Genomic DNA, 16499 nt, shown 5'->3' on the forward strand with positions numbered 1-16499 from the left:
AATATAATGTTAAATAGATATTTCTTAATTTTGCACTAATACAGATTTTTGAAGTATTTATAAACACTATCTTATGAGAAGAGGTGAGAAACTCACATGGAAAATCATACATATCTGATTTCCAAACTATTTGGATATGATATAACAGTAAATATTCCTAGTGCAATAACAACACTAATAACGGTTGTTTTAACCTTTATTTTTGTTATGTTTATTACTAGTAGAATAAAACTAAGACCAGATAGTAAACGACAAAATATGGCAGAATTGCTCGCGTTTTTTGTTAGTGACAATATTATAAAAGGTAATGTTGACTGGAAAAAATACGGGAAAGGATTATGGGCTACTGCTTTAACACTTATATCGTTTATAGCTATTGCAAATACTATAGGCGTACTTATAGAAGTAAGTTATGATGGAGTGGTTTATGTAAACTCTATAACGGCAGATCCAACGTTTACTTTCACGCTAGCAGTTTTAGTTATTGTATTTACTCACTATGCTGGGCTTAAGTATAAAGGGCCTAAGCATTATGTAGGAACTTATACTTCTTCGGGTATAGGTATTGCACCGTTTAAAATTATTGAAGAGTTTACAAACCTGTTGACACTATCAATGCGTTTATTCGGTAATATTTATGCAGGTGAAGTACTGTTAGCACTTTTAGCAACACTAGCTACAGCAGGTGTCTTTGGTGCTATTACAGGTATTACAGGTTTAGTAGTATGGAAAGGATTCTCATTATTTATAGGGTTTATCCAAGCGTACATCTTTACAATATTATCATTTATTTATTTATCACATAAAATTAATGATGAACATTAATTTATACAAACAACACACTTTATTAAGTGTAAATTAAAAAATTAATAAAATTCATTTATTACCTAAGGAGGAAAATATAATTATGGTAGAATTAATTGGAGCAGGATTAGCAGCAGGATTAGCAGCGATTGGAGCTGGTATCGGTAACGGATATTTATTCGGTAAATTTATGGAAGGTGTATCTCGCCAACCAGAAGTTGAACCTAAACTAAAATCTAATGCATTCGTAATGTTCGCGCTTGTTGAAGCGGTGCCTATCTTAGCGATAGTTATAGCATTCATTATTTTAGCAAAATAATTTAGTTTAATACTGTAATAAAATAACTAAGAAGAATAGGAGCAGTTAGTAAATGGAAAATTTAGTATTTTTAGCTACTGAACACGCTTCTCATCAAGGTTTTAATCTAGGAAATATGGCTATTAACTTAATAGCTGTAATAATCTTATTAGTATTACTGAAAAAATTTGCTTGGGATAAACTTATTGATATGTTAGATGAGCGTCAAAGGTTAGTCGAAGGACAACTTGATGATGCTGCTAAAAATCAAAAAGAAGCATTAGTTTTACTTGAAGAAAATCAAGAAAAATTAAAAAATGCTCAAAAAGAAATTAAAGTTATGATGGAAGATGCTCGTGAACAATCGAAAATTGAAAAACAAGCTATTCTTGATGAAGCTCGCAAACAAGCAGAACAATTAAAAGTAAATGCTCAAAGAGATATTGAGGATGAGAAGAAAAAAGCACTTGAAGAAATCAACAAACAAATTGCTGAATTATCAGTGCTTGTAGCTTCGAAAATTTTAGAAAAAGAATTAGATGGCTCAGCACATAGTGAATATGTGGATAAAGTTATCGAAGAGGTAGGGGTGAAATAATGAGTAAATCAGTATTAGCTAATAAAATTGGATATTCATTATTTGAAGTTGCAAAAGAAAATAATTCTTTGGAACAAGTTTCTTACGAGTTGAATGAAGTTGCAAAAGTAATTAATGAAAACTCTGATTTTGTTACATTGATGAACAACCCTAATATAGAAAAAATTAAAAAAATTAACTTGATTGATGCTTCATTTTCAGGTGTTAATAAATACGTTGTTAATGTAGTAAAGATTTTAGCAGGTAATCTGCAAATCTCATTAATAAATTTTGTTTTAGAGCAATTTACTGAATTATTTAATAGATATTCAAATAGCGTTGTTGTAAAAGTTGAATCAGCTTCGCCATTAACTGAATTACAGTTAGAAAATCTAAAAGAAAAACTTAAGAATGAGTTACAACTAGAAAAGGTAGAACTTAATAACTTTGTAGATGAAAGTCTTCTTGGTGGCTTCAAACTAACTTATAATAATAAGGTAGTTGATGCAAGCATCAAGGCAAAATTAAGTGCTATAAAGGCAAAAATTTCTACAATCTAGAAGAAGTTGAAACAAGGAGGGACATAAATGGCTATTAAAGCTGAAGAAATTAGTTCATTACTAAAATCACAAATAGAAAATTATCAGTTTGAAGTTAAGTCAACAGATGTCGGTACAGTTATAGAAGTAGGGGACGGTATTGCTCGTGTATACGGTCTTAATGAAATAATGAGTGGTGAGTTAGTTGAGTTCACTAAAACAGGGGTTATGGGACTTGCTCAAAACCTTGAAGACACTAATGTTGGTATCGTAATTTTAGGTCCAACTACTGATATTAAAGAGGGCGACGAAGTGCGCCGTACAGGACGCGTTATGGACGTTCCTGTTGGAGAAGAATTAATTGGACGTGTAGTTGATCCATTAGGACAACCTGTAGATGGTCGCGGACCAATTAATACTACAAAACGTCGTCCAATCGAATCTCCTGCAGTTGGGGTTATGGGACGTAAATCAGTATCTGTTCCATTCCAAACAGGGATTAAAGCAATTGATGCTTTAGTACCGATTGGGCGTGGTCAACGTGAGCTTATTATCGGAGATAGACAAACTGGTAAAACAGCTGTTGCTATTGACTCGATTTTAGCACAAAAAGGACAAAATGTAATTTGTATTTATGTGGCAATAGGACAAAAAGAATCTACAGTACGTAGTGTTGTAGAAACATTAAAAGAACATGGTGCATTAGATTATACAATCGTAGTTACTGCATCAGCGTCTCAACCAGCTCCACTTTTATATATTGCACCTTATGCAGGGGTTGCTATGGCAGAGGAATTCATGTTTAATGGCAAAGATGTAGTAATCGTTTATGATGACTTATCAAAACAAGCAGCAGCTTATCGTGAATTGTCATTATTACTAAAACGTCCACCGGGTCGTGAAGCATATCCAGGGGATGTATTCTATCTACACAGTCGTTTATTAGAACGTGCAGCTCGTGTTAATGAAGATTTTGGAGGAGGAAGTATTACGGCACTACCTTTCGTAGAAACACAAGCCGGAGATATTTCAGCGTATATTCCAACAAACGTAATTTCAATTACAGATGGACAAATCTTCTTACAATCAGATTTATTCTTCTCAGGTATTAGACCAGCGATTAATGCCGGGTTATCAGTATCTAGGGTAGGAGGATCTGCACAAATTAAAGCTATGAAAAAAGTTTCAGGGACACTTCGTCTTGACTTGGCATCTTACCGTGAGTTAGAAAGCTTTGCGCAATTCGGATCAGACTTAGATCCAGCAACACGTGAAAAATTAGAACGTGGTAAACGTACAGTTGAAGTTCTAAAACAAGACTTACATAAACCAATTCCAGTAGAAAAACAAGTAATGATTCTTTATGCTTTAACTCATGGATTCTTAGATGACGTTGAAGTAAAAGATATTCATAGATTTGAACAAGAATTATACGCATATTTAGATGCACATGAAACAGAAGCAGTTAAGCATATAATTGAAACAAAAGACTTACCAGCGACAGAAGTTATGGATGGAGTAATAGCTGCATTCAAAAAAACTTTTGCCTAGTATGATAAGTAGAGTAAAGGTGGTGAACTAATTGGCGTCACTTAGAGATATTAAAAATAAAATCAATTCTACGAAAAAAACTAGTCATATAACTAAAGCGATGGAGATGGTATCAACATCAAAACTTTTAAAAGCACAGACTAATACCCAAAAATTTAGTCCTTATATGCGAAAAATGCAAGAGGTTATGGGAACTATTTTTGGTGGGAATGCTAATATAAAACATCCTATGTTAGAAAAAAGAGAAGCTAAGAAAACTCTTTATGTAGTAATTACTAGTGATAGTGGTTTATGTGGAGGTTTTAATTCTAATATTATTAGAAATTTTGTTAACACTGTTAGTACTCGTCACAAAGATAGCGATTATGGTATAGTTGCTATTGGTAATTACGGTGCAGAGTTCTTTAGAAAAAATGGCTATAACGTAATTGATAGTTATAGAGATATACCAGATGAGCCAAGTTTCACGCAGGTTAAAGAAATAACTAACAAGATAGTGGGATATTATATAGATAAAGAATACGATAAAATTTATATCCACTACAATCACTTTGTTAGTATGATTCAACAAGTTGTAACGGAAAGCCAAGTGCTTCCAGTTGAGAACACAGAAGAATTTACAAATTCAGAAACAAAAGTGCTTGGTGCTTATGAGTTTGAACCTGGTGAGGCAGCTGTACTAGATGTCTTGCTACCTCAATATGCAGAAAGTATGATTTATGGAAGTATATTGGATAGTAAAGCTAGTGAGCATTCTGCAAGAAAAACAGCGATGAAAAATTCGACTGATAACGCAGGAAATATTATTGATACACTTACGATTAAATACAATCGTGCAAGACAAGCTGCAATTACACAAGAAATCACTGAGATTGTAAGTGGAGCGGCAGCTACAAAATAGTAAATAAGAAAGGAGAAGCTATTAAGTTAGCAAACAACATATGAATAAAGGTTATATTCTCCAAGTTATGGGACCTGTAGTAGACGTTAAATTCGAATCAGGGCATATGCCTAATCTACTAAACGCTTTAGAAGTTTATATAGAAAAAGGCGATGGAAAAAAAGAAAAATTAGTTCTTGAAGTTTCTCTTGAAATCGGGGATAATGTCGTAAGAACTATTGCGATGTCATCTACTGATGGATTAAACAGAGGGGCAGAAGTAGTTGATACTGGAGCGCCAATTACAGTGCCAGTAGGTAACTATACATTAGGACGTGTGTTCAACGTATTAGGTGAAGCAGTTGACCACGGAGAAGAAGCTGGAGCAGAAGTTCAAAAAGAATCTATTCATAAAGAAGCTCCAACTTTCGAAGAATTATCAACACATGTTGAGGTATTAGAAACAGGTATTAAAGTTATCGACCTTCTTGCACCATATATTAAAGGTGGTAAGATTGGACTATTCGGTGGTGCTGGAGTTGGGAAAACAGTTCTTATCCAAGAACTTATTAACAACGTAGCACAACAACACGGAGGACTTTCAGTATTTACTGGGGTAGGTGAACGTACTCGTGAGGGTAACGACTTGTACTATGAAATGAAAGACTCTGGAGTTATTAATAAAACTGCCATGGTATTTGGTCAAATGAATGAGCCACCAGGTGCACGTATGCGTGTTGCCTTAACAGGATTAACAATGGCAGAGTACTTCCGTGATGAAGAAGGACAAGACGTACTATTATTTATCGATAATATCTTCCGTTTCACACAAGCAGGGTCTGAGGTATCTGCATTATTAGGGCGTATGCCTTCAGCCGTTGGATATCAACCAACTCTTGCAACAGAAATGGGACGTCTTCAAGAACGTATTACATCAACTAAAAAAGGATCTGTTACATCTATCCAAGCGATTTACGTACCAGCCGATGACTATACTGACCCGGCGCCAGCTACGACGTTCGCTCACTTAGATGCAACAACAAACCTTGAACGTGCGTTAACAGAGATGGGTATTTATCCAGCCGTTGACCCACTAGCTTCTACTTCAAGAGCATTAGCTCCTGAGATCGTAGGAGAAGAGCATTACAAAGTTGCGACAACAATTCAAAGAACTCTTCAAAAATATCGTGAGTTACAAGATATCATTGCTATCCTAGGTATGGATGAGCTTAGTGATGAAGATAAGAAAACAGTTGATAGAGCACGTCGTGTTCAATTCTTCTTATCACAAAACTTCCACGTTGCAGAGCAATTTACAGGACAACCTGGTTCTTACGTTCCAGTATCAGAATCAGTAGAGGCATTTAAAGGAATTTTAGATGGTAAATATGACCACATTCCAGAAGATTGCTTCCGTCTTGTAGGTGGAATTGAAGATGTATTAGAAAAAGCTCGTAAACTGGGAGTAGAAGTATAATACAATAGGAGGTAAATAGATGAATACTTTAGATGTAAGTATTGTTACTCCTAATGGAGAAGCTTATAGCGCTGAAAATGCTTCTATGGTAGTTCTGGATACTACAGGTGGTCAACTAGGGATAATGGCAAATCACGTACCTATGGTTGCATCATTGAAAATAGGTCCATTGAAGGTAGTTTTTCCAGATGGTCGAGAGGAAAGTCTAGCTATAAGTAAAGGTTTCGTAGAAACGCATAAAGATAAAATTACTGTAATAGTTCAAACTGCTGAGCTAGATAAAGATATAGATGTAGAGCGTGCTAAAAGAGCAAAACAGCGTGCAGAAGAACGTCTTCAGAAAAAAGAAGATTCTCTTGATGTTCGTCGTGCCCAACTAGCTTTAGCAAGAGCGATGGCTCGCTTGAAAGTTGCAGAGAAATAAAAATAAAAAAAGCTATGTAGAGTTGAAGAGTTGCTTCAGCACTACATAGCTTTTACTTTTAAAAGTGTTATTTTAATGCTTTTTTAAATCTTAAAAGAGCAGAAATTATTAAAATAAGAATTAGACCTAATGAAACATTGCTACTAGGTGTTATACCAGTTTTAGGTAAAATATTATTTTTTGAATTACTTTTAGCACCTTTATTGTCTAATAGTGAGAATTTTTTACCATTATCAGTGCTAGTTGAATCTATTTGGTGAGATATTTTTGTTTTGCCAATGATGACGAACTTACTGAAATGGTTAACAGTATATGATAAAATCCCATTAGAAACAGTTGATTTGATTAACTCTAGAGAATTATCATCTCTTATGTGATAGACTAAAATATCTTTATTCTTTTCATTTTCAAGAAGTTTTATATGGACGATACGCTGAGTATCTGAAATAAATTCTTTATTATGTTTAGTTAAGTTCAAATCTAATACACGAATAGTAGAAATTTCACCTTTATTTTTAATACGGCCGTTTTTATCCTCTAAAATTTTATTTATTATCTCGTCTAAATTAAGATTGTTAGTAATATCTTGTGCTTCAAAATTCAAACCGTTTGCTAGTTTATTATCAAGTTCGACACTTGTGCCATTAGTTAATTTAATAGTAACAGTATTCCTAGAATCATTTAGTTCTAATTCAGGTAGGGTTGGTACACTAGGTGCTTCGCTAGGTACATTGTATTCAAACTTAGTACCATAGGTATTTTCTGCAATTTTATTTCCATTAATAGTTGATGCAGAATTTTTTATATTTTCATGCATTACGAATTGGTTATTGTCTTGGAAAAGTTTCCCCATCTCCAAAAGAATTTTTTCAGAGTTATCTTGAGCAGCAAACATTACTCCTAAAGGTAAATTATTTTCACTTTTATAAACAGGAAGAGTGATTGCTGGATTTCCAGTTAAGTTAAATAGCCATGTATATGGAGTTCTCTTCATCATAGGCTCCCACTGTTTAACAAGAAGATTAAATCTTTCTTTAGGATCTTTAATGTCGTTAATATTATAAAGTTTCTTCTCTATTTCTGGATCAACATAAGGGTCGACTTTCTTATCATTTGAAGGAGCGGTAACGGCATTAGTCGACATTAAGAATAAATCATATTTTTTATAAAATTCATCCATTTGTTTTTTATAGACAGACGCAGGTTTTACATCCGAAATATCTGTGTTGGCGTTTGGCCCTTTAGTTACAGAAGTTCCTAATGCGTAAGTAGCAGGATCTAGATTGTATTTAGTATTTTCGTCTGCTAATTTGGCAGCTTGAGCATAAGCACCGCCTATAGCACCTACTGTGTAAGTACGAATTCCTTCATAACCATCTATAGGAAATTCATTAACTTCTTCAACAGTAAAGCCTTGTTCTCTTAGAAAAGCAACTGCTTTTAAAACAGCTTTTTTACCATCTTCACTCAATTCCACATCTTTAAGTGGAGTTTTCAATGAGTATGCAATTTTTAGAGTTTTTAGATTTTTAGGAACATCAATAAGTGTTTTTGGTTTATTGATTTTTGTTTTATCAAAATAAACTTTTGCGTCATTAATATCTTTTACCAATGGAAATTTTACAACATGGCCTGTAGGTTTTAAGCCTATTAAACCTGTCCAAGAAGCTGGAATACGGATAGAACCACCAGCATCACTCCCACTAGCAATAGCGACCATACCACTAGAAACAGCACTAGCAGATCCTCCTGACGAACCACCTGCGTTACGAGTAGAATCCCAAGGATTTCCAGCAGGACCAAATAGTTTTGAGTCGGTAATATTTCTAGTACCAAGTTCAGGGTAGTTTGTTTGCCCAAGAATAACAAACCCTAGTTTTTTAAATTCTTTTGCGACCATTAAATCACTTTTAGAAACTTTATTTTTATTAAAATAAACTCCATTAGAAGCATCACCATTTTTTATTTGATCTAATCCTTTAATTAATGTAGGAACACCTAAAAAAGGTTGTTCATCCCAATTAATAGGATTAGAAGATGCATTACCAGCAGTAATTCTATTATCAATTTCTTTAGCTTCTTTATAGGCTTCATCAACTATGGCCTGTGGGATTTTTCCGTTTTCTGTAGTTAAAACAGCATTTAATTTTTTATTTTCCTCTTCTATAACTTTATAAGCTAAATCAACTAATTCTGTGCTAGTTACTTTTTTCTCACGGATAAGTTTTGCTAATTCTAAAGCACTTTTTTGCTTGTATTCAACTAAAGATAATGGTAATTTGTTAGGTACCTCTTTATTATTAATCGAAGAAGGATTATCTATTTTTGTGGTATTTGCATTTTGAGAAGTTGGTTCAGCTGCAATTTCTTCGTTTGCTTTTGCAGAATTAGAATTATCTAAAATAGGTAAAAATGCAGTCGCTGCAAATGCAGGGATAAGGACATATTTTAAATTAGTTTTTTTCATGTTGACTCCTTTAAGTGTAACAGTATTGTTTATAAAATAATTACTGATAATAATTATACATCGTTAGTTCGTTATTTTAAAGTTATAAAACTTATAGAAAAATATAAAAAATTATTTTAAATTTTTTAAAGAATAATATAGTAAAAAAATTGAGTAGACGTAATAATAAGATAAAGTTAAATATTTGTTATATTAACATAAATCAAAAAATAAAATAAAATAAATAAAATTTTATTTTCATCTATTTTTTAGGAACTTAAATAAAAAATTGTTAGTTTTACATAATTGTGATATACTCAAAGTAGGTGTTTAAAACGCTTACTACAAGGCTGCTTGTAGATTATTAAAATTAAATATAAAATTAAAAATTAAAAAGTTATATTTGTCATAAATTTTATTTTGAGATAATTTTATATGTTGTCTTGTAGAAGTAAAATAATTATCAGGGGGAAAAACACATGACAATAAAAGTTGCTATTAATGGTTTTGGACGTATTGGGAGATTGGTCTTAAGACAAATTCAAGCTCAGCATGTAGATGATATTGAGGTTGTTGCTGTTAATAGATCAAGAATGCGACCTATTGATCAAATAGTATATCTGTTAAAATATGATACTACGCAAGGACCTTTTCCTGGAACAGTAGAAGAAGGAGAAGGAGCGTTTATCGTTAATGGTAAAGAAATAAAGGTATTTGGGGAACCAGAACCAGAAAAATTACCGTGGAAAGAATTAGGTGTTGACATTGTATTAGAATGTAGTGGTAGATTTAACAGCAAAGAAAAAGCTGAAGCTCATATAAGAGCTGGGGCGAAAAAAGTGTTGTTATCTGCACCAGGTGGAACAGATGTAAAAACAATAGTTTATAATGTAAATCACGAGATATTAACAGGAGAGGAGACTGTTATTTCTGGAGCATCTTGTACAACAAACTGTTTGGCACCTATGGCTAAAGTTCTTCATGATAATTTTGGAATAACACAAGGGCTTATGACTACAATTCATGGTTATACAGCAGACCAACATACATTAGATGGTTCTCATAAAAAAGGTGATTTTAGACGAGGAAGAGCAGCGGCAGAAAATATTGTTCCAAATACCACAGGGGCAGCTAAAGCTATTGGACTTGTTATACCGGAATTGAATGGAAAATTAGATGGAGCAGCACAAAGGGTACCAGTACCAACAGGATCACTAACAGAATTATTCGCAAATATTGAAAAAACTACAACAGTAGAAGAAATCAATGCCGTAATGAAAAAAGCCGCTAATGACTCATATGGTTATACAGAAGATCCAATAGTATCATCTGATATTATAGGAATGAACTATGGATCATTGTTTGATGCTACACAAACTAAGGTCATAGGAAAAGGCGAAAAACAAATGGTAAAAGTTGTGGCATGGTATGATAATGAAATGTCGTATACAGCTCAATTAATCAAAACACTAAAATACTTTGTAAAACTAGTTAAATAGAATTATAAATATAAGAATCTGACGTTTATTTTAGAAATAGGCGTCAGATTTATTTTTATCTCAAAAAATTATTATTTTTTGAAATATATGGATAATAAAATTATATTTGGAATAGATATCAAGTATATCAGTTTAATAAAAAATTTAATAGAAAAATTATTTATACCAATCAGAAGTAAAGCTTTATACAGCTTATTGTAAACAATATATTTTTATAGTATTATAGATATGTATTATAACAATTTTAAGGGGGATAACTATGAGATACAGGCCTGACAAAGGGTGAAAGAATTATTTCTAAGGCATAGGTATTAATAAAAATATTTTTATAAAATATAAATGGAGAAGAAGAGAAATATGTTAAAACAAAAAGAATTATTTTCAATAAGAAAAATAAGCATAGGAGTAGCTTCAGTAATAATAGGAGCTAGTATGTTGAGTGGAGCACAGCCATTAGTAAAAACGGAAGTACAAGCAAAAGACAAAATAGAAGTAGAAGCAACTCGAGATGTAGGAATAAAAGTAGTAGAACATGAAGGTGGAGCGTTAATAGAAATAATTGCTACAAAAGATATAAGTAATGTTGATATAAAAATTACATTAGGTGGACAAAAAGCAACAACATATCATGTAGACAAATTAAAAGCAGGAGAAAGCATAACAAAAGAACTAACAAAAGCACAACTAGATAAAGTAAAAGAAAATCTAGCTAAAAAAATAAAAACACTACCAAATACAGCGGTAGTGAGAAAAAGTTTAGAACAGGAATTTAGCATAGATAAAAGTAATCTAAAAGTTGTAGTTTCATATGATGTAGAAGAAGGAACAGTAGCTCCTAATAAACCAGAGGTTAAGCCAGAAGAACCATCGAAACCAGGGCAACCAGATGTTAAACCAGAAGGGCCATCAAATCCAGATACAAAACCTGAAGAACCATCAAATCCAGGGGCTAAACCAGAAGTAAAAAGAACAAAAGCTACAGTAGAACCAGTATTTGTGACTAAAGGGACAGAGCCAGTATTAGCGAATTTAACTTTCCAATTTACGAATGTAAAACATCCGGAAGAAGTAGTAGAACAAACAACAAACCTAGCGATGTTAGGCGGAGAAGAATTGTATTTAGATGAAGAATACAAGCTTACACTTAAAGATAATGCTGCAGGTTATACTTTTAGCGAAAGATTAGTAAAAGCTAAGAAACAAGGTGACTTCGTAGTATTACACGATGCCAATACTAACGAAACTATTGAAACACTATTGGTAAAAGGAAAAACATCAGGTTCTGAAAATCCAGGAGAAATCACATTAGATAAACTTGTAGCTAAAGTAATAACAAAAGATGATAAACCTTTTGGAGATGTTCCATTTAGATTATTTGAATTCGATAGTAATATTCCAAATATAGTAAAAGAAGCTAAAACAAACGCTTCAGGGGAACTAACACTTGATGCGAAAAGCTTAAAACCAAATACAAAATACGACTTAAGAATTCAAAAGAAAAACATACCATTCTTAAGAGACAATGTTGTATTCACAACTGATAAAGACGGAAAAATTAAAACAATTGATAATAAAGCAGTAACTCAGACAACTACAGGAATAATCGAGTTTAAAGAAGAAAAAGTTAATGATAATGAAGTGAAAATGACTAAAGCTCGTTTTAAAGTAGTAGATGAGCAAGGAAACCCAGTAAAAGGTGTAGAACTTTCAGCAAGCGGAATAAAAACAAAAATAACTACATTAAAAAATTCTCGTTCAGATGAAAATGGAATAGTTACACTTGACTTAGAAAGTAAGGTAAATGGGGTTGATTATATAGTTAATATATCAAAAAATGATCAGTTTAACTGGCAATTCAAACCTGATGCAGTATCATTATTTGTGGCAGAAGATGGTAAAGTAAATTATACTAGTGGAGATTATAAAACGTTTAATTATAATGGAGAAAATATCCCAGTATTCGTTGTTAAGAAAATAGATGTGAATTATCTGAAAACTGAATTGCAAGAAAAAATAAAAGAAGCAGAAGAAGTGCTGAAAACAAGAGAGATAAAAGAACTTCGAGATATAGTAAATTCTGCGAAAGAAGAGTTAGCAAAACCTGAAACATTACCTATATATGTAGGAGGATATTTAAATGATTTAACAAAAGCATTGGAGAAAATCAAAAATCAACTGGAAAATCGTACAAAAGTAACGGTAGAACCTGTGATTGTGTCAGGGGAGAATGGTCCAGTGCTCGATCAATTAACTTTCCAATTTACTAATGTGAAACATCCGAATGAAGTAGTAGAAAAAACAACAGAGCTAGCTATGTTAGGTGGAGAAGAACTGTATTTAAATGAAGAGTATAAACTTACGCTAAAAGATAATAATGGCTATACTTTTAGTGAAAGAGTAGTTAAAGCTAAAGATTTAGATGGATTTACTGTTTTACATGATGCAAAAACTAATGAAGTTATAGAAACAATATCTGTACAAAAGAAAAAATCAGATTCTAATAATCAAGGGAAAGAAAAGGTGAAAAAGGGAATTATTTCTCAAATGATAGTTTCTAAAAATGGTCTTCCTGCATTAGATGAGATAGATTTTGAGTTTGTAAATAAAAAAAATCCTAGCGACATTATTACTAAAAGAAGTTCAAATGGCTTATTAGCAGGTGTTGAGGTTAATATAGGTGATGTTTATACCATAAGAGTAAAAAACAATGCTAATTATGTTTATGAACAAGATGTAGAAATTAGAGATATGGACGGAGAAACTGTAGCGTTTAAAGTAGGTACAGAGGAACCTGTCGTTCAACTTGACCTTATATCAAAAGGATAGAAGATTGTAACTGTGATTATAAGATTAATAATTTTGTAAAAAGGATTACTTTATATAAATATTTAAAAAATATATAGAATTTATAGGAGATTTTAAAGCATGATAAAAGACTTATTTAGGAAACAAGAATTATTTTCAATAAGAAAAATAAGTGTAGGAGTAGCTTCGGTAATGATAGGAGCTAGTATGCTAGGTGGAGTGCAGCCATTAGGAAAAATGGAAGTACAAGCAAAAGATAAAATAGAAGTAGAAGCAACTCAAGATGTACAAGTAAAGGTGGTAGAACATGAAGGTGGGGCGTTATTAGAAATAACAGCAACAAAAGATATAAGCAATGTTGATATAAAAATTACATTAGATGGGCAAAAAGTAACAACATATCATATATATAAATTAAAAGCAGGTAAAAGCATAACAAAAGAGCTAACAAAAGCACAATTAGATAAAGTAAAAGAAGCCTTAGCCAAGAAAATAAAAACACTACCAAATACAGCAGTAGTGAGAAAAAGTGTAGAACAGGAATTTAGCATAGATAAAAGTAATCTAAAAGTTGTAGTTTCATATGATGTTGAAGAAGGAACAATGGTTCCGAATAAGCCTGAAGTGAAACCAGGAAAACCTGACACAAAACCGGGAGATTCCTCAAAACCAGGTAAGCCTGATACAAAACCAGAAGGGCCATCAAATCAAGCATTACGTACTAAGTTAGAAGAATTAACTAAAAGAGAACTAAGAACAGAAGCTGGATATATAGCTAATCAAGGAAATCAAATTGCTAATAATGCATGGATAAGTGCAAAAACAGAAGCTGAAAGAGTGTTGAAAAATGAATCAGCAACAAAAGAAGAATTAGAAGCAGCTATTAAAAACTTGGAAGAAAAAATATATGAGGCTGTTTTAGGAAGTGAAAAAGTAAAAGTTGAAAAACTTATAAGAGCAGAAAACAGATTAGACTTGATTCCTAAGTTAAGAAAAGCAAAAACTTTAGAAGCAGTTTTAGAATTAAAAAAATTAGTTAAACCAGAAGATGAAGCAACTCCTGAAGGACCTAATAAACCAGAGGAAAAACCAGGTAAACCAGAGGGGACACCTGGAGGAACACCAGGAACAACTCCAGAAAAACCAGGAAATGATGAAAATGGAAATAAGCCACTACCATCAGCAAAGCCAGTAATTAATAGTTATAGTTTTGACGACAAAGTGGTAGAATCAGCCGGAGGAGAAGTTAATGTTACTATAAAAGGGGAAAACTTGACTGCTGACAATGTTAAGATTAAAGTTTTAAATCCTTTTACAGCAGCAAAAGAGGAAGAATTATCAAATTCAATTACATACAAAAAAGTAGGCGATGATGTAGTAGCAACTATTAAACTACCAGCTAATACAACTTCAACAGCAAAATCATTTAATTTAGTATTTACCGACGCATTAGGTATGAAGTCTAAAGTAACTTACATAGAAGAGCGTGGAGAAAATGGTCGTGTAATAACAGTTTTACCAGCAGGAAAAACTAAACAAGATTCAGTATTGAGTTTTGTGACAATAAGCTCTTATCAAGCACATCATAGCACTGATTTAACAACTACAACAACTGACAAAGGAAATGTTAGTAAAAAAACAGTGGCTCATTTATATGGAACTAATTTAAAAGCAAATGTTACAAGAGTTAAAATTATTGACCAAAATGGCATTGAATGGCCAATTCATACTACAGGAAGCAATATAGAAGCATCTGATTATCCAATGATGGTTATCGGAAAATTAGGAAATGGTATTTCTGGAAATGGTACTTATCAAGAAGCCGAGATAGTTTTACCTAACAATTTGGATACAGATATGACCTTTACATATGTATTTGCTCCAGATGGTGTAAACTTCGATGAAGCTCATAAAGTAACAGCGGTGGTAGAAAAAACTACTAACGTAAGACCAGCAGTTAAACGAACTATTACTGTGAAATATCAAGATGAAAATGGTAAAACATTAAAAGATGATAAAGTATTGACGGGTTATTCATGGTTTAACTATAGTGTAGAAAAAGATGCAATAGATGGTTACAAAAATGTCATTGTTAAAGACAATAAGGCATTATCAGGGAAATTTGGAACTAAGGATCAAGAAATAGTTCTTGTTTATACAAACAAAGAAGTGCCTCAACCTTCAGAAACTGAAAAACCTGTTCCACAAGAAGATACTTTGGCAACTTCAAAAGCTAAGTTAAAAGAATTAGCAGATAGAGATTTAAAACTAGAAGATAGTTATAAAAAAGCTAGTTCAGAACTACAAACAAACTGGAGAAGAGCAAGAGCATTAGCGAATCGTGTACTAGCGGAAAGTAATAATAAAGAAGAGGTAGATAATCAAATTGTAGCTCTTGAAAAAGCAATTGCTGCGATAGAAAATTCTACAGAAGCTTCGAAACCAAGTGAAGAAAAGCCTAAAGAAGAAGGTAACGCAGGAAATACAACAAAACCAACAAAAAGTGTAGACGAGTTGAAAACAGAACTACAAAAGTTGGTAGAACAAGATCCAACAAAAGAAGATAACTATAAATTAAAAGATAGCCTTAAAGAAAAAGGATGGAAAACAGCTCGAGCAAAAGCGCAAGCATTATTACAAGGCGAGGCTACTGCAGAAGTTCTAGAAGAACAAGTTGGGAAACTTACTAGAGCATTAGAAACTTTGAAAGAAGAAAATAAACTTGCAAATGATAAACCTGAGAAACCAAATACAACACCAGAGTCACCAGCACCAGAAGAAAAAGTATCAGAAGTCACAAGTTATACTGGAGATAAAGCTGTAATATCAAAAGTAGATGGAAAACTATTGGTGACAGTTAATGGGAAAAATCTAAAAGTGAGTGATTTAAGCTTTAGATTCCATGATGGTAACTCTTGGAAAGATGTTACTTTGAAAGTAATCAGTGAAGATTCTAACAAAATTGTTTTAGAGTTTGTTGTTCCAGAGGAGTTAAGAAATTCAACGGCTACATATAAAATTTCAGCAAAATATAAAAATCAAACGATAAAAGCAAATGGAGCTATTAATTTTAAAATAGCATAATAAGTGATAGTAGGTGGAGTTGAGACTAAAGGTATTATTTAGAATCATCCCCAAATATCCATGGAACTATAGAATTAATTATTAAGGTTGTAGATTAACAAATAACCCTAGCTAT

12 protein-coding genes are annotated in these 16499 nt (G+C 32.5%); 11 read left to right on the forward strand and 1 reads right to left on the reverse strand.

The window, feature by feature from the left end; genetic code table 11:
- Positions 1 to 96: 96 nt before the first annotated feature.
- From atpB to DQN46_RS01610, 8 genes are all read left to right on the forward strand, one after another.
- Positions 97 to 825, forward strand: coding sequence for a F0F1 ATP synthase subunit A (gene atpB, locus DQN46_RS01575; protein WP_004633131.1), 729 nt, complete (start codon positions 97 to 99; stop codon positions 823 to 825).
- Positions 826 to 907: 82 nt separating this feature from the next.
- Positions 908 to 1123 carry a F0F1 ATP synthase subunit C gene (gene atpE / locus DQN46_RS01580; RefSeq protein WP_004633130.1) on the forward strand — a complete coding sequence of 72 codons (216 nt, stop codon included), beginning with the start codon at positions 908 to 910 and terminating at the stop codon, positions 1121 to 1123.
- 52 nt (positions 1124 to 1175) lie between these two features.
- On the forward strand, positions 1176 to 1700 hold the full coding sequence (atpF, locus tag DQN46_RS01585) for a F0F1 ATP synthase subunit B (RefSeq protein WP_004633129.1): 525 nt from the start codon (positions 1176 to 1178) through the stop codon (positions 1698 to 1700).
- Entirely contained in the window at positions 1700 to 2239 is a 540-nt protein-coding gene (atpH, locus tag DQN46_RS01590; protein WP_111742764.1) for an ATP synthase F1 subunit delta, read from the forward strand. The genes atpF and atpH overlap by 1 nt, the downstream gene beginning before the upstream one ends.
- Positions 2240 to 2266: 27 nt before the next feature.
- The gene (atpA, locus tag DQN46_RS01595) at positions 2267 to 3769 is read left to right on the forward strand and encodes a F0F1 ATP synthase subunit alpha (RefSeq protein WP_111742765.1); all 1503 of its coding nucleotides are present in this window, start codon (positions 2267 to 2269) and stop codon (positions 3767 to 3769) included.
- 31 nt (positions 3770 to 3800) lie between these two features.
- Positions 3801 to 4670, forward strand: a complete 870-nt coding sequence (gene atpG / locus DQN46_RS01600; protein WP_004633125.1) for an ATP synthase F1 subunit gamma — start codon at positions 3801 to 3803, stop codon at positions 4668 to 4670.
- Positions 4671 to 4710: 40 nt separating this feature from the next.
- Positions 4711 to 6126: a F0F1 ATP synthase subunit beta gene (gene atpD, locus DQN46_RS01605; RefSeq protein WP_004633124.1), complete on the forward strand. Its 1416-nt coding sequence runs from the start codon at positions 4711 to 4713 to the stop codon at positions 6124 to 6126.
- A 19-nt stretch (positions 6127 to 6145) separates the two neighbouring features.
- Positions 6146 to 6550 carry a F0F1 ATP synthase subunit epsilon gene (locus DQN46_RS01610; protein WP_004633123.1) on the forward strand — a complete coding sequence of 135 codons (405 nt, stop codon included), beginning with the start codon at positions 6146 to 6148 and terminating at the stop codon, positions 6548 to 6550.
- A 67-nt stretch (positions 6551 to 6617) separates the two neighbouring features.
- Here the strand turns inward: DQN46_RS01610 and DQN46_RS01615 are convergent, their stop codons facing one another.
- Entirely contained in the window at positions 6618 to 9017 is a 2400-nt protein-coding gene (locus DQN46_RS01615; RefSeq protein WP_111742766.1) for an amidase family protein, read from the reverse strand.
- Between the two features lie 458 nt (positions 9018 to 9475).
- Between DQN46_RS01615 and gap the strand changes: the two genes are divergently transcribed.
- The 3 genes from gap (at position 9476) to DQN46_RS01630 (ending at position 16384) form a co-directional block, all read left to right on the forward strand.
- The gene (gene gap, locus DQN46_RS01620; RefSeq protein WP_111742767.1) at positions 9476 to 10495 is read left to right on the forward strand and encodes a type I glyceraldehyde-3-phosphate dehydrogenase; all 1020 of its coding nucleotides are present in this window, start codon (positions 9476 to 9478) and stop codon (positions 10493 to 10495) included.
- A gap of 357 nt (positions 10496 to 10852) precedes the next feature.
- Positions 10853 to 13321: a YSIRK-type signal peptide-containing protein gene (locus tag DQN46_RS01625; RefSeq protein WP_170120623.1), complete on the forward strand. Its 2469-nt coding sequence runs from the start codon at positions 10853 to 10855 to the stop codon at positions 13319 to 13321.
- A 99-nt stretch (positions 13322 to 13420) separates the two neighbouring features.
- Positions 13421 to 16384: a MucBP domain-containing protein gene (locus tag DQN46_RS01630; protein ID WP_111742769.1), complete on the forward strand. Its 2964-nt coding sequence runs from the start codon at positions 13421 to 13423 to the stop codon at positions 16382 to 16384.
- Positions 16385 to 16499 lie beyond the last annotated feature (115 nt).

Source organism: Gemella morbillorum (assembly GCF_900476045.1).
Classification (GTDB): Bacteria; Bacillota; Bacilli; order Staphylococcales; family Gemellaceae; genus Gemella; species Gemella morbillorum.

Bases quoted from the DNA above. Each gene is read 5' to 3' on its own strand.
- atpB (WP_004633131.1), top strand. From the start codon at position 97: ATGGAAAATCATACATATCTGATTTCCAAACTATTTGGATATGATATA.
- atpE (WP_004633130.1), top strand. From the start codon at position 908: ATGGTAGAATTAATTGGAGCAGGATTAGCAGCAGGATTAGCAGCGATT.
- atpF (WP_004633129.1), top strand. From the start codon at position 1,176: ATGGAAAATTTAGTATTTTTAGCTACTGAACACGCTTCTCATCAAGGT.
- atpH (WP_111742764.1), top strand. From the start codon at position 1,700: ATGAGTAAATCAGTATTAGCTAATAAAATTGGATATTCATTATTTGAA.
- atpA (WP_111742765.1), top strand. From the start codon at position 2,267: ATGGCTATTAAAGCTGAAGAAATTAGTTCATTACTAAAATCACAAATA.
- atpD (WP_004633124.1), top strand. From the start codon at position 4,711: ATGAATAAAGGTTATATTCTCCAAGTTATGGGACCTGTAGTAGACGTT.
- DQN46_RS01610 (WP_004633123.1), top strand. From the start codon at position 6,146: ATGAATACTTTAGATGTAAGTATTGTTACTCCTAATGGAGAAGCTTAT.
- DQN46_RS01615 (WP_111742766.1), bottom strand. From the start codon at position 9,017: ATGAAAAAAACTAATTTAAAATATGTCCTTATCCCTGCATTTGCAGCG.
- gap (WP_111742767.1), top strand. From the start codon at position 9,476: ATGACAATAAAAGTTGCTATTAATGGTTTTGGACGTATTGGGAGATTG.
- DQN46_RS01625 (WP_170120623.1), top strand. From the start codon at position 10,853: ATGTTAAAACAAAAAGAATTATTTTCAATAAGAAAAATAAGCATAGGA.
- DQN46_RS01630 (WP_111742769.1), top strand. From the start codon at position 13,421: ATGATAAAAGACTTATTTAGGAAACAAGAATTATTTTCAATAAGAAAA.